Origin of the sequence: Streptococcus sp. SI1, assembly GCF_030439945.1 — a bacterium.
GTDB lineage: Bacteria > Bacillota > Bacilli > Lactobacillales > Streptococcaceae > Streptococcus > Streptococcus intermedius.
In genome coordinates this window covers 227,854-253,363 of sequence record NZ_JAQFJE010000002.1, presented here as the reverse complement: position 1 = coordinate 253,363, position 25,510 = coordinate 227,854, and the positions used below count along the sequence as shown (strand labels likewise).

22 protein-coding genes, 3 pseudogenes and 1 other annotated feature are annotated in these 25,510 nt (G+C 38.6%); of the genes and pseudogenes, 21 read left to right on the top strand and 4 right to left on the bottom strand.

Going from position 1 to position 25,510, the window contains the following annotated elements; genetic code table 11:
* Positions 1-127 precede the first annotated feature (127 nt).
* From rnc to ftsY, 5 genes are read left to right on the top strand one after another with little or no spacing between them, the layout of a single operon-like run.
* Positions 128-826 carry a ribonuclease III gene (gene rnc / locus PCY10_RS03440; RefSeq protein ID WP_003072976.1) on the top strand — a complete coding sequence of 233 codons (699 nt, stop codon included), beginning with the start codon at positions 128-130 and terminating at the stop codon, positions 824-826.
* The gene (gene smc, locus PCY10_RS03435) at positions 817-4,350 is read left to right on the top strand and encodes a chromosome segregation protein SMC (RefSeq protein ID WP_301558834.1); all 3,534 of its coding nucleotides are present in this window, start codon (positions 817-819) and stop codon (positions 4,348-4,350) included. The genes rnc and smc overlap by 10 nt, the downstream gene beginning before the upstream one ends.
* Position 4,351: 1 nt before the next feature.
* Positions 4,352-5,146, top strand: coding sequence for a Cof-type HAD-IIB family hydrolase (locus PCY10_RS03430; RefSeq protein WP_301558833.1), 795 nt, complete (start codon positions 4,352-4,354; stop codon positions 5,144-5,146).
* Entirely contained in the window at positions 5,146-5,958 is an 813-nt protein-coding gene (locus PCY10_RS03425) for a Cof-type HAD-IIB family hydrolase (RefSeq protein ID WP_020998732.1), read from the top strand. The genes PCY10_RS03430 and PCY10_RS03425 overlap by 1 nt, the downstream gene beginning before the upstream one ends.
* A 12-nt stretch (positions 5,959-5,970) precedes the next feature.
* Complete coding sequence (gene ftsY, locus PCY10_RS03420) at positions 5,971-7,455, top strand: signal recognition particle-docking protein FtsY (protein WP_301558832.1); 1,485 nt, start codon at positions 5,971-5,973, stop codon at positions 7,453-7,455.
* Between the two features lie 68 nt (positions 7,456-7,523).
* On the opposite strand, the gene PCY10_RS03415 is transcribed toward ftsY, so the two are convergent.
* Positions 7,524-7,955, bottom strand: coding sequence for a DUF6556 family protein (locus PCY10_RS03415; RefSeq protein WP_301558831.1), 432 nt, complete (start codon positions 7,953-7,955; stop codon positions 7,524-7,526).
* A 201-nt stretch (positions 7,956-8,156) separates the two neighbouring features.
* Positions 8,157-10,766 (bottom strand): pyruvate, phosphate dikinase, encoded by a 2,610-nt coding sequence (gene ppdK, locus PCY10_RS03410; protein WP_301558830.1) that lies wholly within the window; start codon positions 10,764-10,766, stop codon positions 8,157-8,159.
* Positions 10,767-10,946: 180 nt separating this feature from the next.
* On the opposite strand from ppdK, the gene PCY10_RS03405 reads away from it, so the two are divergent.
* From PCY10_RS03405 to PCY10_RS03350, 12 genes and pseudogenes are all read left to right on the top strand, one after another.
* Positions 10,947-11,576: a CBS domain-containing protein gene (locus PCY10_RS03405; protein WP_020998728.1), complete on the top strand. Its 630-nt coding sequence runs from the start codon at positions 10,947-10,949 to the stop codon at positions 11,574-11,576.
* Between the two features lie 12 nt (positions 11,577-11,588).
* Positions 11,589-12,413: a pyruvate, water dikinase regulatory protein gene (locus tag PCY10_RS03400; RefSeq protein ID WP_003072965.1), complete on the top strand. Its 825-nt coding sequence runs from the start codon at positions 11,589-11,591 to the stop codon at positions 12,411-12,413.
* 35 nt (positions 12,414-12,448) lie between these two features.
* Complete coding sequence (locus PCY10_RS03395; RefSeq protein WP_301558829.1) at positions 12,449-14,371, top strand: fructose-1,6-bisphosphatase; 1,923 nt, start codon at positions 12,449-12,451, stop codon at positions 14,369-14,371.
* A gap of 123 nt (positions 14,372-14,494) precedes the next feature.
* Complete coding sequence (locus PCY10_RS03390; RefSeq protein ID WP_125395743.1) at positions 14,495-15,637, top strand: cysteine desulfurase family protein; 1,143 nt, start codon at positions 14,495-14,497, stop codon at positions 15,635-15,637.
* A gap of 3 nt (positions 15,638-15,640) precedes the next feature.
* On the top strand, positions 15,641-16,855 hold the full coding sequence (gene thiI, locus PCY10_RS03385; RefSeq protein WP_301558828.1) for a tRNA uracil 4-sulfurtransferase ThiI: 1,215 nt from the start codon (positions 15,641-15,643) through the stop codon (positions 16,853-16,855).
* A 21-nt stretch (positions 16,856-16,876) separates the two neighbouring features.
* A pseudogene (locus tag PCY10_RS03380) lies at positions 16,877-17,397 on the top strand (isoprenylcysteine carboxylmethyltransferase family protein).
* A 94-nt stretch (positions 17,398-17,491) separates the two neighbouring features.
* Positions 17,492-17,581: a sequence feature (ribosomal protein L21 leader region), on the top strand.
* A 34-nt stretch (positions 17,582-17,615) separates the two neighbouring features.
* On the top strand, positions 17,616-17,930 hold the full coding sequence (gene rplU / locus PCY10_RS03375) for a 50S ribosomal protein L21 (RefSeq protein ID WP_003024987.1): 315 nt from the start codon (positions 17,616-17,618) through the stop codon (positions 17,928-17,930).
* Positions 17,931-17,946: 16 nt separating this feature from the next.
* Entirely contained in the window at positions 17,947-18,291 is a 345-nt protein-coding gene (locus PCY10_RS03370) for a ribosomal-processing cysteine protease Prp (RefSeq protein ID WP_003072954.1), read from the top strand.
* Between the two features lie 17 nt (positions 18,292-18,308).
* A complete protein-coding gene (gene rpmA, locus PCY10_RS03365) occupies positions 18,309-18,602 on the top strand; it encodes a 50S ribosomal protein L27 (RefSeq protein WP_003032879.1) in 294 nt (97 codons plus the stop codon).
* A 270-nt stretch (positions 18,603-18,872) separates the two neighbouring features.
* A pseudogene (locus PCY10_RS03360) lies at positions 18,873-19,078 on the top strand (rhodanese-like domain-containing protein).
* A gap of 40 nt (positions 19,079-19,118) precedes the next feature.
* Positions 19,119-20,774, top strand: a complete 1,656-nt coding sequence (locus PCY10_RS03355) for an FAD-dependent oxidoreductase (protein WP_301558827.1) — start codon at positions 19,119-19,121, stop codon at positions 20,772-20,774.
* An 11-nt stretch (positions 20,775-20,785) separates the two neighbouring features.
* Positions 20,786-21,064: a rhodanese-like domain-containing protein gene (locus tag PCY10_RS03350; protein ID WP_301558893.1), complete on the top strand. Its 279-nt coding sequence runs from the start codon at positions 20,786-20,788 to the stop codon at positions 21,062-21,064.
* 134 nt (positions 21,065-21,198) lie between these two features.
* Here the strand turns inward: PCY10_RS03350 and PCY10_RS03345 are convergent, their stop codons facing one another.
* Complete coding sequence (locus PCY10_RS03345; RefSeq protein ID WP_301558826.1) at positions 21,199-21,687, bottom strand: prolyl-tRNA synthetase associated domain-containing protein; 489 nt, start codon at positions 21,685-21,687, stop codon at positions 21,199-21,201.
* 241 nt (positions 21,688-21,928) lie between these two features.
* Positions 21,929-22,147: pseudogene (locus tag PCY10_RS03340) on the bottom strand (metal-sensing transcriptional repressor).
* A 106-nt stretch (positions 22,148-22,253) separates the two neighbouring features.
* Between PCY10_RS03340 and PCY10_RS03335 the strand changes: the two are divergent.
* From PCY10_RS03335 to PCY10_RS03320, 4 genes are all read left to right on the top strand, one after another.
* Positions 22,254-23,177 (top strand): GNAT family N-acetyltransferase, encoded by a 924-nt coding sequence (locus PCY10_RS03335; protein ID WP_301558825.1) that lies wholly within the window; start codon positions 22,254-22,256, stop codon positions 23,175-23,177.
* A gap of 67 nt (positions 23,178-23,244) precedes the next feature.
* Positions 23,245-24,153: a LysR family transcriptional regulator gene (locus PCY10_RS03330; RefSeq protein WP_301558824.1), complete on the top strand. Its 909-nt coding sequence runs from the start codon at positions 23,245-23,247 to the stop codon at positions 24,151-24,153.
* Positions 24,150-24,623, top strand: a complete 474-nt coding sequence (gene lspA, locus PCY10_RS03325; RefSeq protein WP_301558823.1) for a signal peptidase II — start codon at positions 24,150-24,152, stop codon at positions 24,621-24,623. Before PCY10_RS03330 ends, lspA begins: the two co-directional genes overlap by 4 nt.
* On the top strand, positions 24,601-25,497 hold the full coding sequence (locus PCY10_RS03320; RefSeq protein ID WP_301558822.1) for an RluA family pseudouridine synthase: 897 nt from the start codon (positions 24,601-24,603) through the stop codon (positions 25,495-25,497). Before lspA ends, PCY10_RS03320 begins: the two co-directional genes overlap by 23 nt.
* The last annotated feature ends 13 nt before the right edge of the window (positions 25,498-25,510 follow it).

Sequence of the window (25,510 nt, the reverse complement as noted above, 5' to 3'; positions counted from 1 at the left end):
ATTTTATTCTTAGATTCAACTATCTCCTAGATAACTGGGGGTGGTGGATAAAGTTCACAAAGTGAACAGCATTAAGTTGGTAATTTTCATTGAATAGTAAAAAACTTTCTTTTTGAAAGGAGAAAAAATGAGAGATTTACATAAAGTTTTAAATCAGCAATTCGGAATTGCCTTCCAAGATGAGCAATTGCTGGAAACAGCTTTTACGCATACTAGCTATGCTAACGAGCACCGCCTCTTAAACATTTCACATAATGAGCGCTTGGAATTTTTAGGAGACGCTGTTCTACAATTATTGATTTCAGAATATCTGTATAAAAAATATCCGAAGAAACCAGAAGGAGACTTATCAAAACTTCGATCGACAATTGTACGTGAAGAAAGTTTAGCTGGTTTTAGTCGAGATTGTCAGTTTGATCAATTTATCAAATTGGGTCGTGGCGAAGAAAAATCAGGTGGTCGAAATCGTGATACCATTCTCGGCGATTTATTTGAGGCCTTTTTAGGAGCACTTTTGTTAGATAAAGATGTGGAAGCTGTTCGGACTTTCCTTTATCAGATTATGATTCCAAAGGTGGAGGCTGGGGACTTTGAGCAAGTGATTGATTACAAGACAAAGCTACAAGAATTGCTCCAAGTAAATGGTGATGTCGAGATTCTCTATCAGGTCGTTTCAGAGACTGGTCCGGCACATGCCAAAGAATTTGCTGTATCTGTCTCAGTAGACGGTAGAGTGGTTGGTGACGGGAAAGGTCGTTCTAAGAAACTAGCGGAGCAGGAAGCCGCAAAAAATGCATATGAAAAGGAAAATCATTCATGTATTTAAAAGAAATTGAAATTCAAGGTTTCAAATCTTTTGCAGACAAAACTAAGATTGTTTTTGACCGAGGAGTGACTGCTGTTGTTGGTCCAAACGGATCAGGAAAATCGAATATTACAGAAAGCTTGCGCTGGGCGTTAGGAGAATCCAGTGTAAAAAGCCTTCGCAGTGGTAAAATGCCGGATGTCATTTTTGCTGGTACAGAAAGTAGAAAGCCATTAAATTATGCTTCTGTTGTTGTTGTCTTGGACAATAAAGATCGTTTCATCCAACAAGCAGCAGATGAAATTCGTGTAGAACGTCATATTTATCGCAGCGGAGACAGCGAGTATAAAATTGATGGCAAAAAAGTGCGCTTACGAGACGTTCATGACTTATTTATGGATACTGGACTGGGACGAGATAGTTTTTCTATTATTTCTCAAGGTAAAGTGGAAGAGATTTTTAATAGTAAGCCAGAGGAGCGCCGTGCCATTTTTGAAGAAGCTGCAGGTGTATTAAAATACAAGACACGGCGCAAGGAAACTGAAAGTAAATTAGCTCAAACGCAGGATAATTTAGATCGTTTAGAAGACATCATTTATGAGCTAGATAGTCAAGTGAAGCCTCTTGAAAAACAAGCTACAACAGCTAAGCAGTTTTTGAAATTAGATGAGGAGCGTCGTTCCCTCTACCTAGATGTGTTGATTGCACAAATTACAGAAAATAAAACACAATTAAATACGACGAATGAACAATTAGCAGGCATTCAACAAGATTTATCTGATTATTACAATAAACGGGATCAGTTGGAGCAAGAAAATGTTCTTCTAAAAGAAAAACGACATGTTTTGCAAAAACAAATGGCAGATGATCAAGCAAGTCTATTGGAATTAACACGTTTAATTAGTGATTTAAAACGTCAAATTGAAGTTTCAAAATTGGAGTCTAGCCAAGCTGCCAGCAGTCGGAAAGAAAATGAAGAACGTTTACAGGGACTAGAAGAAAAACGAGCTGTGGCTCAAAAAGAATGGCAGGAAAAAAATGAGCAACTGATTGGTTTTTCGAAAGAGTTAGAACAAAATCAACAGGCTATTCATAAATTGGAAGCTGAAATTGAGACTTTTTCGGATAATCCCGACCAGATGATTGAAAAATTACGCGGTAAATTTGTTCAATTGATGCAAGAAGAAGCAGATTTGTCAAATGATCTAACTGCTTTGGAAAGCCGTTTAGCCAATGAATTACAATTATCTGAAAGTAAGCAAGCAGAGTTTGCTAAGCTACAAGAGAATTTAAAAAATATACAAGCAAACGAGCAGAGTCAACTAGAAGATTTGGAAACAGCTCGACAGTTGGTTCAGCAGTTGTTAGTAGATTATCAGGAGCAGCTTAAGCGAGTTCAAAGTGTGAAAGAAGACTATCAGCAAAGTCAAGCAGCAATGTTTGATATGATGGATGATGTAAAGAATAAAAAGGCACGCATTGGTAGTTTAGAAGCTATTCTGAAAAATCATAGTCATTTCTATGCTGGAGTAAAGAGTGTTCTGCAAGAAGCAGACCGATTAGGTGGTATTATTGGTGCTGTTAGTGAGAAGTTGAATTTTGATTCGCATTATCAAACCGCACTAGAAATTGCACTTGGCGGAAGTAGCCAGCATATTATCGTTGAAGATGAGCAGTCTGCGACACAGGCAATTGAATTCTTGAAACGCAATCGAACAGGACGGGCGACTTTTTTACCGTTGACAACGATTAAAGCACGGTACCTAGCAGATTATCATCGAGCAAGTATTGAAAAAAGCACGGGTTTTCTTGGTTTGGCTTCGTCTTTGGTGCATTATGATAAGAGTTTAGAGAATATTTTCCAAAATTTACTGGGAACAACCGCTATTTTTGATACAGTAGAAAATGCGCGAGTAGCTGCTCACAAGGTTCGGTATCAAGTACGAATTGTCACACTGGATGGAACAGAATTGCGGACAGGTGGTTCTTATGCAGGCGGTACTCATCGGAATAACAGTACGATTTTCATCAAACCGGAGCTTGATGCTTTGCAAAAAGAACTTTCTGAGAAGAATGTGATTTTAGCAGAACAAGAGAAGAGAGTGGAAGATTTGCACACGCTGTCAATTCAATCCACGAATCTTTTAGAAGAAATAAAAACAGATGGCGAGGAAGCACGGTTAGCCGAACAAAAGGCTCAATTAGCTTATGAGCAAACGCACAAACAAGTTGAAGATTTATCTGAGCTTCTGACTTTGCAAGAACGCGAACTATCTCGCGAAGTGCTTCCTGACATGGCAGAACAAAAAGAAACACTAATCAGGCGCCTTGCAGAGATTGAGCAGGAAAAAACCGAAACTGAAACAGAAATCGAGCAAATTAAATCAGATAAAAATGCTATTCAAGCACGTTTAGATAAGTTAACATCACGCTTATCTGAGCTTCGTTTGACTCGTACGGAAGTGACAGGTCATCAGCGTTATGTTCAGGCAGATCTCACCCGTTTATCTAATGAACAAGCTGAATTGGATAAAGAGATTTCAACTTTGCAATTCTTGATGGAACAAAAGGAAGAAAACGTTTCGAAAGTAGATGTTTCTGTTTTAGAAGAGCAGTTAGCAAAGGCAGAACAAGAAAAAACTGATTTGAACCAAACAACTATTCGTCGGCAGTTTGAATTGGATGATTTGGAAGGTCAGACGGAAGATCTAACGAATCATCTGGAACAAGCTCGCCGACAAAATGAGGATTTGATTCGCAAACAAGCCAAAACAGAAGCTGAAAAAGATAAGATTGCAGATGTCCTTCGTCGTCTTTTGACAAATTTGACAGATGATTATCAGATGTCCTTTGATGAAGCTAGTAAACAAGCACATGCGCTAGAAAATCTGGCAATTTCTGAAGGCAAAGTTAAGGATTTGGAGAAAGCCATTCGAGCGTTGGGACCAGTCAATCTTGAGGCTGTGGATCAGTTTGAAGAAGTTAGTCAACGTCTCCATTTCCTCAATACCCAGAGAGATGATGTACTCTCTGCCAAAAATCTGCTTTTGGATACAATTGAAGAAATGAACGATGAAGTAAAAGAGCGCTTCAAATCAACTTTTGAAGCGATTCGCGAAAGCTTTAAAGTGACTTTCAAACAGATGTTTGGCGGTGGTTCAGCAGATTTGATTCTGACCGAAGGTGACCTTTTGACTGCAGGGGTTGAAATTTCTGTTCAACCACCTGGCAAGAAAATCCAATCACTCAATCTGATGAGTGGTGGCGAGAAAGCTCTGTCAGCTCTGGCTTTACTCTTCTCCATTATTCGCGTTAAGACGATTCCATTTGTCATTTTGGATGAAGTGGAAGCTGCCCTTGATGAAGCTAATGTCAAACGTTTTGGAGACTATCTCAATCGTTTTGACAAAGACAGTCAGTTTATCGTAGTGACACATCGTAAAGGCACGATGTCTGCATCAGATTCCATTTATGGAGTGACGATGCAAGAATCTGGTGTGTCAAAGATTGTCTCCGTTAAATTAAAAGATTTAGAAAGTATGTAAAATGAATATAAAATTAGTTGCAACAGATATGGACGGCACTTTTTTAGATGACAAAGGTCAGTTTGATATGGTTCGACTCAAGAACTTATTGCTTCGTTTTAAAGAAAAAGGTATCTATTTTGCAGTGGCTAGTGGACGTGGTTTGCTGTCATTAGAAAAGCTATTTGATGATGTGCGAGATGAGATTATCTTCATTGCAGAGAATGGCAGTTTAGTAGAATTCCGTGGAGAAGCTCTTTATGAGGCAACTATGTCCAAGGACTTTTACTTATCAGCTTTTGAAAAATTAAAAACATCTCCTTATGTCAACACTAATGAATTGCTTCTAACAGGAAAAAAAGGTTGTTATGTTCTAGAAACAGTTGATCCAACTTATTTAGCGTTTAGTGCTCATTATAATGAAAATATTCAAAAAGTTGCTTGTTTAGAGGATATTACAGATGAAATTTTCAAATTTACAACTAATTTTTCTGAAGAAACTCTATCTGCTGGTGAGGCTTGGGTCAATGAACATGTTCCTGGTGTTAAAGCTATGACGACGGGTTATAAGTCCATTGATATTGTCTTGGGCTATGTGGATAAAGGAGTTGCTATTGTTGAATTGGCAAGGAAGCTCAATCTTGAAATGGATCAAGTCATGGTTTTTGGAGATAATTTGAATGATCTGCATATGATGCAAGTAGCAGGTTATCCCATTGCTCCTGAAAATGCTCGTCCAGAGATTTTGGAAGTAGCCAAAGAAGTTATTGGCCACCATGCAGCACATTCAGTGATGACTTATATGGAGGGGTTATAATGGCAGATATAAAATTGATTGCTCTAGACTTAGATGGAACATTGCTAAATTCTGACAAAAAAATTTCTGATCGAAATTTAGCAACCCTCAAGCTGGCTCAAGAACAAGGAACTAAGATTGTTTTGACGACGGGGCGGCCTCTTAAAGCAATGGAATTTTTTTTAAATGAACTCGGTCTTGCGAATCAAGCGGATGAATATACTATTACTTTTAATGGTGGTTTGGTTCAACGTAACACAGGTGAAATTCTTGATAAAACAGTCTTTTCCTATGATGATGTGGCACGTATTTTTGAGGCAACAGAAAAGTTGGGCTTGCCATTGGATGCAATCTGTGACGGAACTGTTTACCAAATTCAATCGGATCATAAATCGCTTTATCAAACTTGCAATCCTGCTTTAACATTTGAATCGGTTTCCTTTGCAGATTTATCTAGCCAACAAACTTATAATAAATGTGTAACAGCATATGCACCAGATTCACTTGATCGCGGAATTGCTCAGCTCTCAGATGACTTATTTGATAAATATGAGATTTTTAAGTCACGTGATATGTTATTAGAATGGTCACCGAAGAATGTTCATAAGGCAAACGGCTTAGAAAAATTGATTGCCCACTTAGGTATTGAACAAAGCCAAGTTATGACTTGTGGAGATGAAGCTAACGATTTATCTATGATAAAATGGGCAGGCCTTGGTGTAGCAATGCAAAATGCAGTAGCAGCAGTCAAAGAGGTTGCCAATGTGGTGACACCAATGACAAATGATGAAGATGCTGTAGCTTGGGCTATAGAAAAATATGTACTGAAATAAAGGAGGAATCTGATGGGGTTATTTAATCGCCTTTTTGGTCGCCAAAAAGAAGAAAAACCAGTTGAAAATGTTCCTGAAGAACCTGTAGAAGTCGTATCGGAGGATAACCAAAGAAAGAACCTAGAAGCAGAAAAGGCTTCTATAGGGAATGTCCAATCTGAGAATCTAGATGAACAAAAGCTCCAGACAGAACTCAAAGAACGGCTTGCTGAGGATAAAACGCGTCTTGAAACCATTCAAGAAAAAGTAGGAGAAATAGATTCGGAAACAGCCGAGACAGAAGCAAGGATAGAGTCAGATGAAAGTGATTCACAAGTTCCAGAAAGCAATGCATTGCAAAGTGAAATGGCAGATTCACAACCCGTAAACAAGGAAAACGCTGTTTCTCAGACTCCAACCCAGCAAGCAGGTGCTGTTACAGTTTTACAGGAACATCCATCGGATGCTAGGCGCCTACAAACAGAACAAGAAAAACTGGGACAAATGGCCGTAGTATCCAGTTCAAAAGCATCTACTACGGTGGAGAAAGTTGGGAGTGAACCAATTGAAGGGGGAGCATCGATTCAGGAAGAAACTGTTCAGGAGAAGTATGACCGCAGTCTCAAAAAGACACGGACAGGATTTGGAGCTCGCCTTAATGCTTTCTTTGCAGCTTTCCGTTCTGTAGATGAGGAATTTTTTGAAGAGTTAGAAGAACTCTTGATTACTAGTGACGTCGGAGTGCAAGTTGCTTCCAATCTGGCTGAGGAATTACGCCAAGAAGCTCGCCTTGAAAATGCTAAAAAGCCAGACATTCTTCGTCGAGTCATCATTGAAAAGTTAGTAGACATTTATGAGAAAGATGGTCAATTTAACGAAAAAATCAATTTACAAGACGGTCTGACAGTTATGCTTTTTGTGGGTGTGAATGGAGTTGGAAAGACCACTTCCATTGGGAAATTGGCTTATAAATATAAACAAGCTGGTAAGAAAGTCATGTTGGTTGCAGCAGATACTTTCCGAGCTGGAGCTGTTGCTCAACTGGTAGAATGGGGGCGTCGAGTAGATGTTCCTGTTGTGACAGGTCCAGAAAAGAGTGATCCAGCCAGCGTTGTTTATGATGGCATGGAGCAAGCAAAGGCTGAAAATGTAGATATTCTCATGATTGATACAGCTGGACGTTTGCAAAACAAAGATAATCTCATGGCAGAGTTGGAAAAAATTGGACGAATTATTAAACGGGTGGATCCCGCTGCACCACATGAAACTTTCTTAGCTCTGGACGCTTCGACGGGACAAAATGCCCTCGTTCAGGCGAAGGAATTTTCAAAGATTACGCCAGTAACGGGGATTGTCTTGACAAAAATTGATGGAACTGCACGTGGTGGTGTCGTTCTTGCGATTCGCCAAGAACTTGATATTCCAGTTAAACTGATTGGATTCGGAGAAAAAATTGACGATATTGGAGCATTTAACTCTGAAAACTTTATGAAAGGGCTTTTGGAGGGCCTAATCTAAGAAAAAACGGAAGCTTGAACAACTTCTCGACATTGGTCTGATGGTTGTTGTTACGCTTCCGTTTTTTTTTAATTGCTAGAACTTGATGATGTTGTTGTATCCTTGCCATTACTATTATTACTTGTACTAGTTTGGCTAGAACTAGTATTACTTGATGTATTGCTGGATTGTTTAGTGTCAGAACTAGCACTACTTGTTTCTGTTTGACCTTGACTAGTCGTATTCGTGTCGTTAGCCTTCGATTTTTCGACTGTTGTCTTCTTTTGAATTTCTTTGATAATGGTTGTTTGTGTCGTCTGACTACTCTTTGGTTTATTACTAGATTTATTATTATTCATGAAAGTCATGATTGTGATTGTAGCAGTGATAATTCCAAGAATACTCCCAATTGTAGCAAGGGTCTTCTGAAAAGCAGAGAGTCCCTTTTTGATATGGTGGCGGGTAGGTGTTTTTTCTTCTTTAGTAGTCGAAATTTTATTTTTTCGAGAATAATTTTCCATGGTAAATTGATAATCTCCTTTCTCATTTTCATTATACCTTCTTTATTTAAAATTGTCTTAAAAAAATTTGAAAGGTTGAAAATTATGTGTAAAGCGTTTGAAAGCAAATGTAATTTTCTACTAGAAGGATAAAAAAATCAGCTCAATCTTTATCTGTCCTTGTTGTCAGATGAAAAGAGCTGATGTAATTATAAAGAAGGACTAGGAAATAGTTGCTTGTGCAACGGCTAATCGTGCGGCAGGTACACGATAAGGCGAACAAGAAACATAAGTAATGCCAATATTTTGGAAGAATGGAATAGAAGCAGGATCTCCTCCGACTTCACCACAAACTCCAATTGGGAGATTTGGATTCACTTGATGGGCTTTCGAAATGGCTATTTTCATGAGTTCCCCAACTCCAGTCTGGTCAATAGTTTGGAAAGGATCAAACAACATAATTTCTTTCTGTTTATAATGCTGAATAAATTTGCCAATGTCATCACGAGAAAAACCATAGGTCATCTGCGTCAAATCATTGGTACCAAAGCTAAAGAAGTCTGCTTCCTTGGCTAGCTGATCCGCTATGAAACAAGCACGTGGTAATTCAATCATTGTACCAATTTCATAAGGAAATGGCTGCATATGATGTTTCTTGAAAATACTATCAATATGTTGGCAAAGAAAGGCTTTAATTAACAGCAACTCTGACTTTTCTGCGATTAAAGGAATCATAATTTCTGGCTTAATAACCATGCCTTCTTTTACTAACTGAATGGCACTATTGAAAATAGCCTCTACTTGCATTTTATAAATTTCAGGTTGTGTAATTCCCAAACGACAGCCACGATGTCCTAACATTGGATTTGTTTCTTGCAGAGAGGCAATTTTCTGTGTTAATGTCTCAGCAGAGATTTGTAGTTTTTCAGCTAATTGCTCAATTTCCGATTTATTCTTTGGTAGAAATTCATGCATAGGAGGATCTAACAAACGGATAATCATAGCTTTATTCTGGATTGTTTGAAACATTTGATAGAAATCCTCTTCTTGGAAAGCCAAGAGTTTCTTTAAAGCGGAGTTTGTTTCTGCTTCGTCGTTTGATAAAATCAATCTGCGCATTTCTAAAATTCGTTTTTCACCAAAGAACATGTGCTCTGTGCGAGCAAGACCAATTCCTTTGGCACCAAATTGTATAGCTGTTTTTAAATCTTGAATCGTTTCTGCATTTGCTCGAACGCTCAGTTGAGCAATTTCGTCTGCCCAGGAAAGAAACAACTGTAATTCGTCATTGTTGTCAATCATAGTAGTTGAAATACTGTCCGTGTAGAGTTTGCCGGAAGTACCATCTACAGAAATGATATCCCCTTCTTTTAGGATTGTATTGGCGCATACAATTGTTTTATCGTATTCATTGATAGATAATTCACCACATCCTACGACACAACAAGTCCCCATACCACGAGCTACAACGGCAGCATGAGAAGTCATTCCGCCGTGACTAGTCACAATTGCTTGACTGACCACCATTCCTTCAATATCCTCGGGAGAAGTTTCTTGGCGAACCAAAATAACCTTTTTCCCTAGTGCATGAAGTTCTTTAGCCCGCTCGGCGGTAAAGACAATTTCTCCTGTTGCTGCGCCAGGACTAGCAGGAAGTCCTTGAGTCAAACAATGAGCTGATTTCAAAGCAGATTCTTCAAAAACAGGGTGGATTAGTTGGTTAATAGCAGAAGGACTGACTCGTAGGAGAGCTTCTTCTTTTGAAATCATTTTTTCATCGACTAAATCCAAAGCGATTTTTAAGCTTGCTTTAGCAGTACGCTTCCCATTTCGAGTCTGCAGGATGTACAGTTTCTCTTTTTCAATGGTAAATTCAATATCTTGCATATCTTTGTAATGTTGTTCAAGAACCTTGGCATAATTACAAAAGTTATCATAGGCTTGTGGTAGTATTCGCTTAAGAGCATCAATGGGTTCTGGGGTACGAATACCAGCGACGACATCTTCTCCTTGAGCATTAATCAGAAATTCACCAAATAAGTGATGCTCACCAGTGGCAGGATTTCTTGTGAAAACGACACCCGTTCCACTGTTCTGGTCGCTGTTTCCAAAAACCATACTCTGCACGTTGACTGCAGTACCTAAATCGTGTGGAATGTGGTTTAGTTCACGGTAAACTTTAGCACGTGGATTATTCCATGATTTAAACACAGCTTTAATAGCAGCATAGAGCTGTTCTTTAGGGTTTTGTGGAAAATTTTGATAGTGTTCTTGATAGACTTCTTTATACTGTTGAATCAGTGTTTGATGCTCTTCTTTTGAGAAGTTGTTGACTGTTTTATTCAATTGTTTTTCGGTCTTTGCTAAGCAGCGGTCAAATTCTTCTTTTGGAATACCATAGACGACATCTGCAAACATCTGCAATAAACGTCTATAACAATTGTAAGCGAAATTGGCATTTGTTGTGTCTGCTAAAGTCTGAACACGCAAGTCATTTAGACCAAGATTGAGAATCGTATCCATCATACCAGGCATAGAAATTTTTGCACCGCTACGAACAGAGACCAGTAGAAGTGAAGATTCATTTCCCATAAAAAATTTATTAGTTTGGGATTCCAAAGTAGTAATCGCTTTCAAAATTTCCTTTTTTAAAATAGATTCAAAAAAGGAAGGAGTTTCTAAATAGCGTAGACAACTTTGAGTTGTAATTGTAAAGCCTTCTGGCACAGGGAGTCCTAAATGAGTCATTTCTGCCAAATTAGCCCCTTTACCACCAAGCAATGCTTTGTCGCCAGCGCGTTCTTCGTTAAAGGAATAAATCCATTTATCCATTTTTGCCTCCAATTTGTTAAATATGCGTCATAATAAACGACAAATACATTTTAATATACAGCATATATGTTTGTCAACAGAAAACAATAGATAAAAAATATTGACATTTTGGATTTATTTGTTATAATATGACACATAATGTTGATTATTAAAGCTTAGAGTTTTGAAAAGGAGTAACAATTGAAATTATCGCAGCGACAAAAAGAGATTGTAGAAATTGTAAAAAAGAATCAACCAGTCAGCGGAGAAAAAATATCAGAGCTGTTAGATGTATCTAGGGCAACTTTGCGGTCTGATTTATCTTTTTTAACTTTAGTAGGAATTTTAAAAGCAACCCCGAAAGTTGGCTATACATATTCTGGTTCTGATTTGGAAACGCTCTTTTTCTTTGATACGTTTCAGAAGAAAATAGAGGATGTAATGACCTCTCCTGTATTGGTTTCACATGATTCGTTTATTCAAGATGCCATCATTACATTATTTATGTATGATGCGGATGTTCTCTATGTGATAGATGAAGAAAAGAAATTACTAGGTATTTTATCGCGAAAAGATTTATTAAGAGCTGCACTAAATGCTAATATAAACGTGACACCAGTAGCCGTTTGTATGACGAGAATGCCACATATTAAAACCTGTCATAAGGATTTGAATATTCTTGAAGCTGCAGCGCTTTTACAGGATTTCGCCATTGATTCACTACCTGTTGTGGATGACCGAAATGAAGGACACATAATTGGAACAATTACCAAGTCGACTTTATTGAACTTTATTATTCAAGAAGCAAGAAATGCAGAAGTAAACCGATAAAAAGGAGTTTTCATGAAAAAAGAGATTACTATTTACACTATTTCTGATTCTTTGGGAGGAACGTCCCAAAAGTTAGTATCAGCCGTCATGGCTCAATACCCAGATTTGGTTTTCAATAATAGTTATCGATTCCCATTTATTAATAAGGAATCTGAATTGTTAGATATTTTGCAGGATGCTATCAAAGATGATGCAATTGTAATCAGTACCTTGGTAGATAGTCATTTAGCAGCCACTGCGAGGGAATTTAGCAGAGTCAATCAGTTGTCTTACCTAGATTTGATGAATCCATTCTTTGAGGTTATCAAGAAAAAAACAGGCACTCAACCGATTGAGGTTCCTGGAGTTCTCCACCGTTTGGATAAGGAGTATTTCAACAAAATATCTGCTATTGAATTTGCTGTTAAATATGATGATGGTAAGAATCCACAAGGTTTTTTGGAGTCAGACCTTGTAATTCTAGGAGTTTCTCGAACATCGAAGACACCGCTTAGTATTTATTTAGCGAATAAAGGTTACAAAGTATCAAATCTTCCTTTGATTCCTGAAGTTCCGCTGCCACAAATTTTAGATAAGGTAGATAAAAGAAGGATGATTGGACTAGTTTGCGATCCAGATAAATTATCCAAAATAAGAAGCAATCGTTTGGATGCTCTCGGTTTGACACAAGCTACAAGCTATACAGATGTAGAAAAAATTTATGAAGAATTGGACTACTCTAAGAAGGTTTTCCAAAAATATCAGAGCTACATTATCAATATTACCGATAAATCCATTGAAGAGACAGCGTGTATTATTGAAGAACATTTGAAGTCTCTGGCTTCAACGAAGGATTAAAGAGTTGATGTGGTGTATGTAAACGAGGTGAACGAATGGAGCAATACAAACGAATATTATTAAAAGAGTTTGATTCCAAGCAAAAAGTTATCACAGAGTTAATCAATCTGGAAGCTATTTTGAATTTACCCAAAGGAACAGAACTTTACCTTAGCGATATTCATGGTGAGTTTGAAGCTTTTGATTATATCCTAAGAACCTGTGCAGGAAATTTGAACGAAAAAATCAACGACTGCTTTGGAGAAGGATTAGCAAAAGCGGAAAAAGATAAGCTGACCTTGCTGATTGCATATCCTCAGGAAGTTTTGAATGATGACTTCCTTTATCCGTTGAAAGATAAAAACTGGTATGGAAGAATCATTCAAAATTTATTTACTTTGCTCGCGTTTGTAGCAGCCAAGTACACACGCTCTAAAGTAAGGAAAGCTTTGCCACCACAATATACTTACATTATGGAGGAATTGCTTTATACTGATCGAAATCTGCCAGATAACAATATTTATTTTGAAACAATTCAAAACTATTTGATAGACTTGGGTGAGGCAAATGCATTTATCTTGGCTCTCTCAAAGGTAATTCGGCAGTTAATTATTGATCATCTTCATATAGTTGGTGATATTTTTGACCGTGGAGCGGCAGCGGATAAAGTGATGAATGAACTCATGGCTTATCATTCTGTTGATCTCCAATGGGGAAACCACGACATCATCTGGATGGGAGCTTTTTTTGGATCGAAAGAATGTTTGCTTACTCTTTTGCGAATAGCTGCTAGATATGGGTATCTTTACGATATTGAACGAGCTTATGGTCTTAATCTAAGATCGCTCGTTCTCTTTGCAGAAAAGACTTATTCTGAAAATGCAAAGTTTAAACCTAACTTAGGCAAAAGAAGCGATAGTTATGCTCCGAAAGAAATTCTCCAGTTGGAAAAAATCCACCAAGCATTAGCGATCATCCAGTTTAAATTGGAAAGCCAGCTTATTCAAAGGCGACCAGAGTTTGATATGGCTCAAAATGTGACGCTTGATAAGATTGATTATTGGGAAGAGAGTATTTTAGTTGGAGGAAAGAAGCATTTCTTAGCTAATACTTGTTTTCAAACGATTAATCCCCAAAAGCCAGAGGAATTAACGGATGAGGAAGAAGAAGTGGTTGCTACTTTGCTGGATTCTTTCCAACATTCTCTTCAACTCAAGAGTCACATTTCTTTTTTGATGAAAAAGGGTTCTATGTATAAGATTTATAATAATCATCTTCTCTTTCATGGTTGCATTCCTTTGGGAGAATCCGGAGACTTTGAACCTTTGCAGATCAATGAAATTCGCTATACTGGTAAAGAATTACTCGAGTTTTTTGAATACCACATCCGAGAAAGTTCTAAAAATCCAGACATCCAAGATGACTTTTCAACCGACCTTATCTGGTATTGTTGGAATGGCAAATTATCTCCTTTGTTTGGCAAGGACAAGATGACCACCTTGGAGCGTTACTTTATCGAGGATAAGGAAACGCATATTGAAAAGGAAAATCCTTATTTTTCCTATCGAAATTCTGCTAAGATTTGCAAGTTGATTTTAGAAGAATTCGGTCTCGTTTCTGAAGATTCTAGGATTGTAAATGGGCATACACCTGTGAAAACGCTGAAGGGAGAATCACCGATTCGAGGTGAAGGAATGCTGTTCGTTATTGATGGTGGTTTGTGCGAAGCCTATCAAAAGAAAACAGGAATTGCTGGCTATTCCTTGCTTAATAATTCTTATGGTTTCCAGATTGTGACACATCAACCTTTTCAAAATGTCCAAAAAATGATTGAGGAAGCTTTAGATTTATCTTCCTTGAAGAGAGTAATTGAGCACGTTCGCGAGCGAACCTTGATAAAATCAACGACAATCGGACAAAGCCTTATTGAACAACAACAGGAATTATCTGTTCTTTTACATGAATTTTATGACTACTAAGAAAATAATATAATTGTTATCTCTCTAAGTTTTCCGCTTAGAGAGCTTTTATTTACGACTTTCTCTGTTGTCCCTATTTCTATTTCATGTTACAATAAGGGTATTGAAATATAGAGGTTTAAGATGATTTATTTAGATAATTCGGCAACTACAAAGCCTTACCCAGAGGCTTTGGCTACTTATACGGAAGTTGCTTCAAAAATCTGGGGGAACCCTTCCAGCCTTCATAGTTTGGGTAGTCAAGCAACGCGCTTGTTAGATGCATCACGCAAGCAGATTGCAGGTCTTTTAGGTAAATCTTCTCAGGAGATTTTTTTTACGTCTGGAGGGACAGAAGGAGATAATTGGGTTATCAAGGGTGTGGCTTTTGAAAAAGCACGCTATGGCAAGCATGTCATTGTATCTGATATTGAGCATCCAGCAGTGAAAGAATCTGCACTCTGGCTGAAAAAGCAAGGCTTTGAAGTAGACTTTGCACCTGTTGATAACAAAGGTTTTGTAGAGGTTGAAAAATTAGCAAAACTAATCAGACCGGATACGACTTTAGTTTCTGTGATGGCTATCAACAATGAAATCGGTTCTATTCAGCCGATTAAAGCTATTTCAAAGCTTTTAGCGGACAGGCCAACAGTTTCTTTTCATGTGGATGCGGTTCAAGCAATAGCAAAGATTCCGACAGAAGATTATGTGACAGAGCGAGTGGACTTTGCGACGTTTTCTAGTCATAAATTTCATGGTTTACGTGGTGTTGGATTTGTCTATATCAAATCTGGCAAGAAAATTTGTCCGCTATTGAATGGTGGTGGTCAAGAATCAGATAAGCGTTCTACGACTGAAAATCTGGCTGGTATTGCAGCAATGGCAAAAGCTTTGCGTTTATCTATAGAAAATCTGGGATCCTTCACTACACAGACAGCCAAGATGAAAGGGATTATCCTAGAAGAGCTAGCTAAATACCCTGATGTAACAATTTTTTCAGGAATAGAAAATTTTGCACCCCATATTTTGACTTTCGGAATTAAAGGCGTACGAGGTGAAGTGGTAGTTCATGCTTTTGAAGAGTATGACATTTATATCTCTACTACGAGTGCTTGTTCCTCTAAAGCGGGCAAACCAGCTGGAACTTTGATAGCCATGGGTGTTGAAAAATCCCTAGCTCAGACGGCTATTCGTATCAGTCTGGATGCAGAGAATGATATGAGTCAGATGGAGCAATTTCTAACAACGTTCAAAATCATTTATGAAAAAACTAGAAAAGTAAGGTAAACAATGGAATATTCAGAAATTATGATTCGCTATGGCGAGCTTTCAACTAAAGGAAAAAATCGAATGCGCTTCATTAACAAATTGAAACGCAATATGCAAGCAGTCCTGTCTATTTATCCAGAGGTTCATGTGAAAGCAGATCGAGATCGCGCACATGTCTATCTTCATGGAACGGCTTATCAACCAGTCGCAGAATCCCTCAAACAAATTTTTGGGATTCAAAATTTTTCTCCGTCTTATAAAGTTGAGAAGTCAGTTCCTGCTTTGGTTGAAGCAGTACAGACAATTATGAAAGAAATTTATAAAGAGGGAATGACGTTTAAGATTGCCAGCAAACGTAGCGACCACAATTTTGAATTGGATAGTCGTGAGCTAAATCAAACTCTTGGAAATGCCGTGTTTGATGCCATCTCACATGTTCAAGTCAAGATGAAAGCGCCAGATATTACTCTACAAGTGGAAATACGTGAGGAAGCAGCTTATTTGTCTTATGAAACAATCCGTGGAGCAGGCGGGCTTCCTGTCGGGACATCCGGAAAAGGCATGCTGATGTTGTCAGGCGGGATTGACTCACCGGTTGCGGGCTATCTAGCACTTAAACGTGGAGTGGATATTGAAGCGGTTCACTTTGCGAGCCCGCCTTATACAAGTCCAGGTGCTCTCAAAAAAGCGCAGGATTTGACACGCAAATTAACTAAATTTGGTGGAAATATTCAATTTATCGAAGTACCATTTACGGAAATTCAAGAAGAAATCAAAGCGAAAGCGCCAGAAGCTTATCTTATGACCTTAACTCGTCGTTTTATGATGCGGATCACGGATCGCATTCGTGAAGAACGCGGTGGGCTTGTTATCATCAACGGAGAAAGTCTTGGTCAAGTTGCCAGCCAAACGCTAGAGAGTATGCAAGCAATCAATGCTGTGACAAACACTCCGATTATTCGTCCAGTTGTAACTATGGATAAGTTAGAAATTATTGATATTGCTGAAAAAATTGATACTTTTGAAGTTTCTATCCAGCCTTTTGAGGATTGTTGTACCATCTTTGCGCCAGACAGGCCTAAAACCAATCCGAAAATCAAGAATGCCGAGCAGTACGAGACTCGCTTAGATGTTGAAGGTTTGGTAGAACGCGCCGTTGCAGGCATCATGATTACAGAAATCAGACCACAAGCAGAGACTGATGAAGTTGACGAGCTGATTGAGGAGCTGTTGTAAAAGCGAGAGAAGGTGACGTTTATGTTTGCGGTTTTTTTCTTAATTCCTTTTTTGCTGATTCGTTTTCCTTTATTGAGTCATTTCGGCAAAAGCGCTTTGTCACGCGCAGCTTATTTTGCACCGGTACAAGGAAAAGAAAAGGTAGCTTATGTGATTTATCAATTGAGCAATCTACCTTATTCATAACTTCTTTTTTGCTTGAAATCAAGTTTGATTTTTCTGTTTTCTTTTATGCTGGATTGGCTATCTACCTCCTTGGCTTGACTTTGTGTGCTATCAGTATGAGGGGTTTCGCTAGACCAGATGCAAACGGCATGAATACAAAGGGTCTTTATCGCTATTCCCGTAATCCCATGTATGTAGCTTACTTTGTTTGCTTTTTGGGAATGGCTTTGTTGACTAAGTCGCTCACTTTCTTTATCATTCTTATCATTTTCCAACTGTCAGGGCACTGGATTATCCGTTCTGAAGAGAGGTGGTGTTTGACTCAGTTTGATCAAGCATATCGAGATTATATGAGGAAGGTTAGACGGTACCTATAAAATGCTTGAAATCTAATAAAAATTCGTTTTCATTGGGTAAAAAGGCTTGTCAAAAGAGAAGAGAAGTGCTATACTTATAGAGTTGACTATGCACATTCCTGTGCAACCGCACGAACATCGTAGTGCTCACTTAGTGAGAGAGAAGTGGTTCGTCCCACGATGCTAGGCGAGTCTTCACAAAAATTCGGGGAAACCCTAAAAATTATAGGAGGTGCATAATGAGCACATACGCAATCATTAAAACTGGCGGCAAACAAGTTAAAGTTGAAGTTGGTCAAGCAGTTTACGTTGAAAAATTGGACGTTGAAGCTGGTCAAGATGTAACATTTGACGAAGTTGTTCTTGTTGGTGGTGAGAACACTGTTGTCGGAACCCCACTTGTTTCTGGAGCTACTGTTGTTGGAACTGTTGAAAAACAAGGAAAGCAAAAGAAGGTTGTTACTTACAAGTACAAACCTAAAAAAGGTAGCCATCGTAAACAAGGTCACCGTCAACCATATACTAAGGTTGTCATCAATGCAATCAATGCTTAATTTTTAAGGAGAGCACATGATACAAGCAGTCTTTGAACGAGCCGAAGATGGTGAGCTGAGGAGTGCAGAAATTACTGGACACGCCGAAAGTGGCGAATACGGCTTTGATGTCGTGTGTGCATCGGTTTCTACGCTTGCCATAAATTTTATCAATTCGATTGAAAAATTCGCAGGCTATGAACCAATCTTAGAATTAAACGAAGAAGAAGGTGGATTTTTACGAGTAGAAATTCCTACAGATATTCCATCTCACCAAAGAGAAATGACTCAACTTTTCTTTGAATCATTCTTCTTAGGAGTGGCAAACTTATCGGAGAACTCAGCTGAGTTCGTCCAGACAAGAGTTATCACAGAAAACTAACACGGAGGAAAAACATTATGTTGAAAATGAATCTTGCTAATTTGCAACTTTTCGCCCACAAAAAAGGTGGAGGTTCTACGTCTAACGGACGTGATTCACAAGCAAAACGTCTTGGTGCTAAAGCAGCTGACGGTCAAACTGTTACAGGTGGCTCAATCCTTTACCGTCAACGCGGAACTCACATCTACCCAGGTGTAAACGTTGGTCGCGGTGGAGATGACACTTTGTTTGCGAAAGTAGAAGGCGTTGTACGCTTTGAACGCAAAGGTCGCGATAAAAAACAAGTTTCTGTTTATCCGATTGCGAAATAAAGATTTTAGATCCCTTACCTAGTGGTGGGGGATTTTCTTTTAAATAAAATGTTGTAAAAATCCAAAAATGTTTCATTCAGTAGAAAGAAAAAGCTTCACAATTAACATAGAGTGCCTATTTTCTAAGGCTTCTTTTTTTATACAAAGATTGAAACACTATTCTTGACAAAAAAGTAGTTTATAGTTTACTATACCCTCGTAAGGGTATAATTAAAGTTTCTGTTATTTCACTTATTTACAAGAGAATTAGATAAAAAATAAAAAGAGAAGATTCAATTAGTAGATGTACGAATGCCATTTGAAGATTGGAATGGTTATATAAAGAACGAAAAGAATGCTCTGCACAATGAAATCACGAGGTGTGTATAGAAAATAAATGAGACAATATATGTCATTTGTCACTCAAAGCGGCAGCAAAAAAGTTAAAGAAAAAAGGTTACGATGTCGTCAATGTTCAAGGCGGTATGAGTGCTTAGATTGGAAAAATTGTTTAAAAGCTATAAAGGAGGAAGTTGAATGAAAATTATCATTGTTGGTGGTGTTGCGGGTGGAATGTCTGCGGCGACGCGTTTAAGACGGCTAATGGAAGACGCTGAAATTATTATTTTTGAAAAGGGACCATTCGTTTCCTTTGCGAACTGTGGTCTGCCTTACTATGTTTCTGGGGAAATTGCTGAGCGGAAAGATTTGTTAGTACAAACGCCTGAAAGTTTAAAGGCGCGGTTTCGTTTAGATGTGCGACCTTTTCATGAAGTGACGGCTATTTCACCAGATCAACATATGGTGACGGTTCGGCATAACGGAAAGGAATTTACAGAGAGTTACGATAAGTTGATTTTATCTCCGGGGGCAAAGCCATTTATACCTCCGATTGAAGGTTTGGAAACAGCTGAAAATATCTATACTTTACGCAATGTTCCTGATCTAGATAAGATTATGTTGGCTTTGGAAAAACAACCAAAAGAAGCTGTGGTGATTGGTGCTGGATTCATTGGGCTTGAAATGGCAGAAAATCTTCGTAAGCGTGGTTTGAATGTGACGATTGTGGAGAAAGCACCGCATGTTTTGCCATCGCTTGATGAAGAAATGACTGCTTTTGTTCAAACTGAATTGTTAAAAAACGGCATTCAAGTAGTTACTTCTCAGTCTGCTACGCGGTTTGAGAACAAGGGAAAGGTCATTGTGCTGGAGAATGGGCAAAAAATTGCTTCTGATGTGACCATTTTATCTGTCGGGGTGCAACCAGAGAATGCTTTAGCACAGACAGCAGGTATTGAGTTGGGATTGCGTGGCGGTATCTTAGTCAATAAGCGTTATGAAACCAGTCAACCTGATATTTATGCGGTCGGCGATGCGATTGTTGTCAAGCAAGAAGTTACAGGAGAAGATGCACTGATTTCATTGGCTTCGCCTGCCAATCGTCAAGGTCGCCAAGTTGCGGATGTGATTGCTGGAGTAGCTCGCAAGAATAAAGGCAGCATTGGTACAGCTATCGTTCGGGTATTTGACATGACGGCAGCTTCAACAGGGCTGAGCGAGCGCATTCTTCGTATGAATGGCCTGCCTTATCAAGTTATTCATGTCAGTGGTAAGGATCATGCTGGCTACTATCCGGGTGCAACTGATGTGACCTTGAAACTCCTCTTTGAGCCAATAAGTGGCAAAATTTATGGTGCACAAGGTGTTGGGAAAAAAGGCGTTGATAAGAGGATTGATATTTTGGCAACGGCCATCAAAGGTAATCTAACCATTTTTGATTTGCCAGAGTTGGAATTTACCTATGCGCCACCGTTTGGCTCTGCTAAAGATCCGGTCAATATGCTGGGATATGCAGCCTTAAACTTAGTAGAAGGTTTGAGTGACAATATCCAGTGGTATGAATTGGAAGATGAACTAGCTGCTGGTAAGAAGTTCCTAGATGTGCGGATGGCCAGTGAGCTTCAACAAGGTCGTTTGAAAGTGGATACGGTTCACATTCCTTTAAATGAATTGCGTGAGCGTTTAGGAGAGTTAGACAAGCCGCAGGATTATATCGTGAGCTGTCATAGCGGACTTCGTAGCTATATTGCCGAGCGCATTCTCAAACAAGCAGGATTTTCTGTTCAAAATCTAGACGGTGCCTTTGCCTTGTACAAAATGGTAAAACCAGAGGGAGTAGAATATGGAAACTAGCATCAGCATGCCTGCTTGAATTTTATAAAAAATATCAGACAGAAAACTTATCCATTCTTAATGTGCGAGAAGGTTATGAGTTTCAAATGGGACACGTGCTGACGGCAAAAAATCTGCCATTAAGCACTTTTGAGACGAGCTACAAACAACTCAGCCAGCAGGAGAAATACTATGTCATCTGCCAATCTGGCGCACGTTCTGCGGCTGCGTGTCAGTTTTTAAGTGCGCAAGAATTTGATGTAACCAATGTAGCTGGGGGCATGAATTTCTGGCATGGCGAGGTGGAATAAGAAAAGAAAAAAGAAACTGAATAAAAACCTTCCAAAAATAGTAAAAAGCTTAAAATCAAGTTATCAAAAACGGTGATTTTAAGCTTTTTTTGTTTATTGCTTCATTTTGACTAGAAATTGAGTTTTTGCCCAACCTATAACTCAATAATATGTGGCTCATAATCAATAGCTTCTAGGAATTTGAGTAGGTCCGTTGTGTCTAAAAAGAGTGTTTTTTCATTGGTATTGGGGTGAAAACTCATTCGTTTTTCCGACATGATTTCTTTGTCAAAATAGACTTGAATATCTTTGTCTACATTGTTTAACAATCCAAAAGGAGAAACAACACCTGCTGGCAACATCATTTTTTCAAACAGACTATCAGATGATGCCATGCGGATTTTATTGGCCCCGACCAGTTCTTTAAACAAGTCCATGTCCAAGCGTTTTTTGTCGTCCATAATGAGTAAATAGTAGTCAGTCTTCTTTTTATTAGTAAGAAACATGGTTTTGGTGCGGACACCCTCGATACCTTCGATGAAGCTGTCGGCTTGCTCGGTTGTAAGCGCTGGTTCGTGCTCTACGATTTCAAATGGAATGTTTAGCTTGTTTAGGGTTTCTTCCACTTTTTTGTATAAGTCCATTTTTTACTTGCCTCCTTTAGTCTTATTATACCATATCGAGATGCTCTTTTCTACCAACGTAGCTGTAAACAAGTTCGCTCTTTCCCCGAAGCTGATACTTCTTTAAGAGTTTCTTTTATCTATTGAGTGTGTTCCATTGTCTAAAGAGAAACGATAGTTTAAATCGTATTTTATACCTTAAACAGATAAACCTCAGTAGACAACCAAGCTATTGAGATTATTTTGTCTGATAAGGTTTTCCTCACCGCTCTTTTTGAACTTCAAGGTCGTCCAAAGGATGGTTGAGGCATTCGGTGAGATTTTTGGTAATCATCAACTCAATGACACGCTCGACACTAGAGTGAACAGCGACTAATTAGGTGAATATCCATACAGTCGCGCTCTTCCTCTATCATTTTTTGAATGCAATGCCATTGTTCTTTGAACATTTTAGTCGTGTAATAAGTGTTGCATTTGCTATGTTCCTGTCCCTCTGTTTCATTTTTACATACTATCTTGAATGGTCTTCTTTATCAAAGTTTTCGCCTTGTCTTTATGGTATAATGAAAGAGTTAAGGAGAGAATTGATGAATATTATAAAAAGAACTAATGTAACAGAAAAAGAACGCCAACAACTGTTAGCAATTACGAGAGATTGTCATCAGCTAGATGGAAGCTATCGTACCCCCTATCTTGATACGACTTACAACGTAGATAAAGATATGCCTGCTTTTTTCTTAGCCTATGAAGCAACTGAGTTGGTAGGTTATTTATCTGTCTATGCTGATGAACCGAAAACAGCGGACGTTTCACTCTATGTGTTACCGGCCTATCGGCGCAAAGGAATTGCTCGTGCTTTGCTAAGCGAATTTGCAAATGTAGCGACACAATACAATTTATCCGAAGTTGACTATGTGACAGAAACAGCTTTTTTGACCAAACACCTGAATTTTTTAGAGCATTTTCAATTTCACATAACAGATGTTGAGTTGTGGCTGGAGCAGCCACGCAGGCAATTTGCTTTAGAAAAGAGAGCGGGTTTAGAAGTTGTTTTGGCAGATTTGGACTTGGTCGAAGAGATTGCAACTTTCCAAGCAGAAGCGTTTGGAAATCCTTTAGAAAGTAGCCGCACTTATGCACGTGAAGCTATTTTAGATGATAATACTCTTTTGTTTGTATTGAAAAAAGATGGGCAAATCGTTGCATCTTGCTCTGTTGATATGAGCACAGATTTCAATTTTTTCTTTGGTCTAGCAGTGAAAAAAGAGCTACAGAGACAAGGACTAGGCTCTTATCTTATGTCGGCAATAATGAATGACGTGTATGAGCGGAATGATTTGAAATTCCAAATTGTAGTAGACAAGGAAAATACAGGTGCTTACAAACTTTACCAACGATTAGGGTTTCAAGTGATGACAGAAGTCGCCTATGTTAGCAAGCAAGAGGTGATAAAGATGTGTCAAGAATGTTATACTAGGGAAAATAGGAGAATGCCTTTATTGAATCCTTAGTGTATGACAGTTTAGTTATGCCTTGATTTATGGTATAATGATAAAACGCTTGAAAGAGGATAAAAGAATGAATATTCAACAACTGCGTTATGTTGTAGCGATTGCCAACAGTGGCACCTTTCGTGAAGCGGCTGAGAAAATGTACGTTAGTCAGCCGAGTTTGTCCATTGCAGTTCGAGATTTAGAAAAAGAGTTGGGCTTTAAAATATTTCATAGAACGAGCAGTGGCACATTTCTGACACGTCGAGGGATGGAATTTTACGAAAAAGCCCAAGAATTGGTCAAGGGATTTGATGTATTTCAAAATCAATACGTCAATCCAGAGGAAGAAAAAGCAGAATTTTCCATTGCTAGCCAGCACTATGATTTCTTACCGCCTCTGATAACGGAATTTGCTAAACGCTATCCAAAAGATAAGAATTTCCGAATTTTTGAATCCATAACAGTGCAGATTTTAGATGAAGTGGCGCAGGGGCATAGTGAGATTGGCATTATCTATCTGAACAATCAAAATACTAAAGGAATGATGCAGCGGATTGATAAATTGGGACTAGAAGTGATAGATTTGATTCCTTTTCAGACGCATATCTATCTACGGGCAGATCACCCCTTAGCTGGGAAAGAGGAGCTTACTATGGAAGATTTGACAGATCTACCGACAGTTCGTTTTACGCAGGAAAAGGATGAATATCTCTATTATTCAGAGAATTTTGTGGATACTAGTGCCAGTTCTCAGATGTTTAATGTAACTGATCGTGCCACTTTGAATGGCATTTTAGAGCGGACGGATGCTTATGCAACAGGATCTGGATTTTTGGATAGTAATAGCGTAAACGGCATTACGGTGATTCGATTACAAGACAACTTGGAAAATCGCATGGTTTATGTTAAACGTGAAGAAGTAGAGCTTTCACCAATTGGTGCAGCTTTTGTTGCTGTTATGGAAAAATATTTTGCAAAAAGAGGTAAAAAATGAAACGAAAAGTGATGGTGCCAATTGTGATTGTAGCCTTAATTGCTTTGGATCAATGGGTAAAATTTGAAATTGTCAAAAACATTCAATTAGGTGAAGTAAAGTCCTTCATTCCAAAAATTTTGAGTTTGACTTATTTGCGAAATACAGGTGCGGCATTTTCAATTTTAGAAAACCAGCAGTGGTTGTTTGCGGTGATTACTTTAGTGGTGATTGGTGCAGCTATTTGGTATTTGTGCAAGCATATCAAAAGCTCTTTCTGGCTGCTGTCTGGCTTGAGCTTGATTATTGCAGGTGGGATTGGAAATTTTATTGACCGCATGCGCCAAGGCTTTGTCGTGGATATGTTTCAGCTGGATTTTATAAATTTTGCAATCTTTAATGTAGCGGATTGTTATCTGACGATTGGTGTGATGGTGTTAGTAGTGATGATGTTAAAGGAAGAAGACAATGCAAGTAAAGGTAGAAATTAGTGGTATAAGGTTGGACAAGGCGCTTGCTAATCTGACACCATTATCCCGCAGCCTTGCTAATGAACAAATCAAAAGTGGGCAAATCTTAGTCAATGGACAAGTGAAGAAAGCAAAATATGCTGTTAAGGCGGGTGACGTAATTACTTACGAATTGCCCGAACCTGAAGCGATGGAATACGTTGCAGAAGATCTGCCACTGGATATTGTTTATCAAGATGAAGATGTTGCAGTCGTAAATAAGGCTCAAGGGATGGTGGTACATCCAAGCGCTGGACATACGAGCGGTACGCTGGTCAATGCCCTCCTGTATCATATCAAGGATTTATCTGGCATCAATGGTGTTTTGCGACCTGGAATAGTCCATCGGATTGATAAGGATACATCAGGCTTGCTTATGATTGCTAAGAATGATGATGCCCATATCAAGCTGGCTGATGAATTAAAAGCTAAAAAATCTCTACGGAAGTATTGGGCTATTGTGCATGGCAATTTGCCAAATGATAGAGGTGTTATTGAAGCACCAATTGGGCGAAGTGAAAAAGATCGCAAGAAGCAAGCTGTTACAGCTAAAGGTAAACCAGCAATCACTCGTTTTCACGTTTTAGAGCGCTTTGGGAATTATACTTTAGTAGAATTGCAATTAGAAACAGGTCGTACCCACCAAATCCGTGTGCACATGGCTTATATTGGTCATCCGGTAGCAGGGGATGGCGTGTATGGACCACGAAAAACCTTGAAGGGGAATGGGCAATTTTTGCATGCCAGAACGCTTGGATTTACTCATCCTAAGACGGGAAAAATCATGGAATTTACAGCAGAAGTGCCGATCGTTTTCCAAGAAACGCTAGAACAATTGCGAAAAGGAAAGAAGTGAAACATAAAGGAAT

Bases quoted from the DNA above. Each gene is read 5' to 3' on its own strand.
- rpmA (WP_003032879.1), top strand. From the start codon at position 18,309: ATGTTGAAAATGAATCTTGCTAATTTGCAACTTTTCGCCCACAAAAAA.
- rnc (WP_003072976.1), top strand. From the start codon at position 128: ATGAGAGATTTACATAAAGTTTTAAATCAGCAATTCGGAATTGCCTTC.
- PCY10_RS03330 (WP_301558824.1), top strand. From the start codon at position 23,245: ATGAATATTCAACAACTGCGTTATGTTGTAGCGATTGCCAACAGTGGC.
- PCY10_RS03390 (WP_125395743.1), top strand. From the start codon at position 14,495: ATGATTTATTTAGATAATTCGGCAACTACAAAGCCTTACCCAGAGGCT.
- PCY10_RS03355 (WP_301558827.1), top strand. From the start codon at position 19,119: ATGAAAATTATCATTGTTGGTGGTGTTGCGGGTGGAATGTCTGCGGCG.
- ppdK (WP_301558830.1), bottom strand. From the start codon at position 10,766: ATGGATAAATGGATTTATTCCTTTAACGAAGAACGCGCTGGCGACAAA.
- PCY10_RS03320 (WP_301558822.1), top strand. From the start codon at position 24,601: ATGCAAGTAAAGGTAGAAATTAGTGGTATAAGGTTGGACAAGGCGCTT.
- thiI (WP_301558828.1), top strand. From the start codon at position 15,641: ATGGAATATTCAGAAATTATGATTCGCTATGGCGAGCTTTCAACTAAA.
- PCY10_RS03345 (WP_301558826.1), bottom strand. From the start codon at position 21,687: ATGGACTTATACAAAAAAGTGGAAGAAACCCTAAACAAGCTAAACATT.
- ftsY (WP_301558832.1), top strand. From the start codon at position 5,971: ATGGGGTTATTTAATCGCCTTTTTGGTCGCCAAAAAGAAGAAAAACCA.
- PCY10_RS03370 (WP_003072954.1), top strand. From the start codon at position 17,947: ATGATACAAGCAGTCTTTGAACGAGCCGAAGATGGTGAGCTGAGGAGT.
- PCY10_RS03415 (WP_301558831.1), bottom strand. From the start codon at position 7,955: ATGGAAAATTATTCTCGAAAAAATAAAATTTCGACTACTAAAGAAGAA.
- smc (WP_301558834.1), top strand. From the start codon at position 817: ATGTATTTAAAAGAAATTGAAATTCAAGGTTTCAAATCTTTTGCAGAC.
- PCY10_RS03335 (WP_301558825.1), top strand. From the start codon at position 22,254: ATGAATATTATAAAAAGAACTAATGTAACAGAAAAAGAACGCCAACAA.
- PCY10_RS03430 (WP_301558833.1), top strand. From the start codon at position 4,352: ATGAATATAAAATTAGTTGCAACAGATATGGACGGCACTTTTTTAGAT.
- lspA (WP_301558823.1), top strand. From the start codon at position 24,150: ATGAAACGAAAAGTGATGGTGCCAATTGTGATTGTAGCCTTAATTGCT.
- PCY10_RS03400 (WP_003072965.1), top strand. From the start codon at position 11,589: ATGAAAAAAGAGATTACTATTTACACTATTTCTGATTCTTTGGGAGGA.
- rplU (WP_003024987.1), top strand. From the start codon at position 17,616: ATGAGCACATACGCAATCATTAAAACTGGCGGCAAACAAGTTAAAGTT.
- PCY10_RS03395 (WP_301558829.1), top strand. From the start codon at position 12,449: ATGGAGCAATACAAACGAATATTATTAAAAGAGTTTGATTCCAAGCAA.
- PCY10_RS03425 (WP_020998732.1), top strand. From the start codon at position 5,146: ATGGCAGATATAAAATTGATTGCTCTAGACTTAGATGGAACATTGCTA.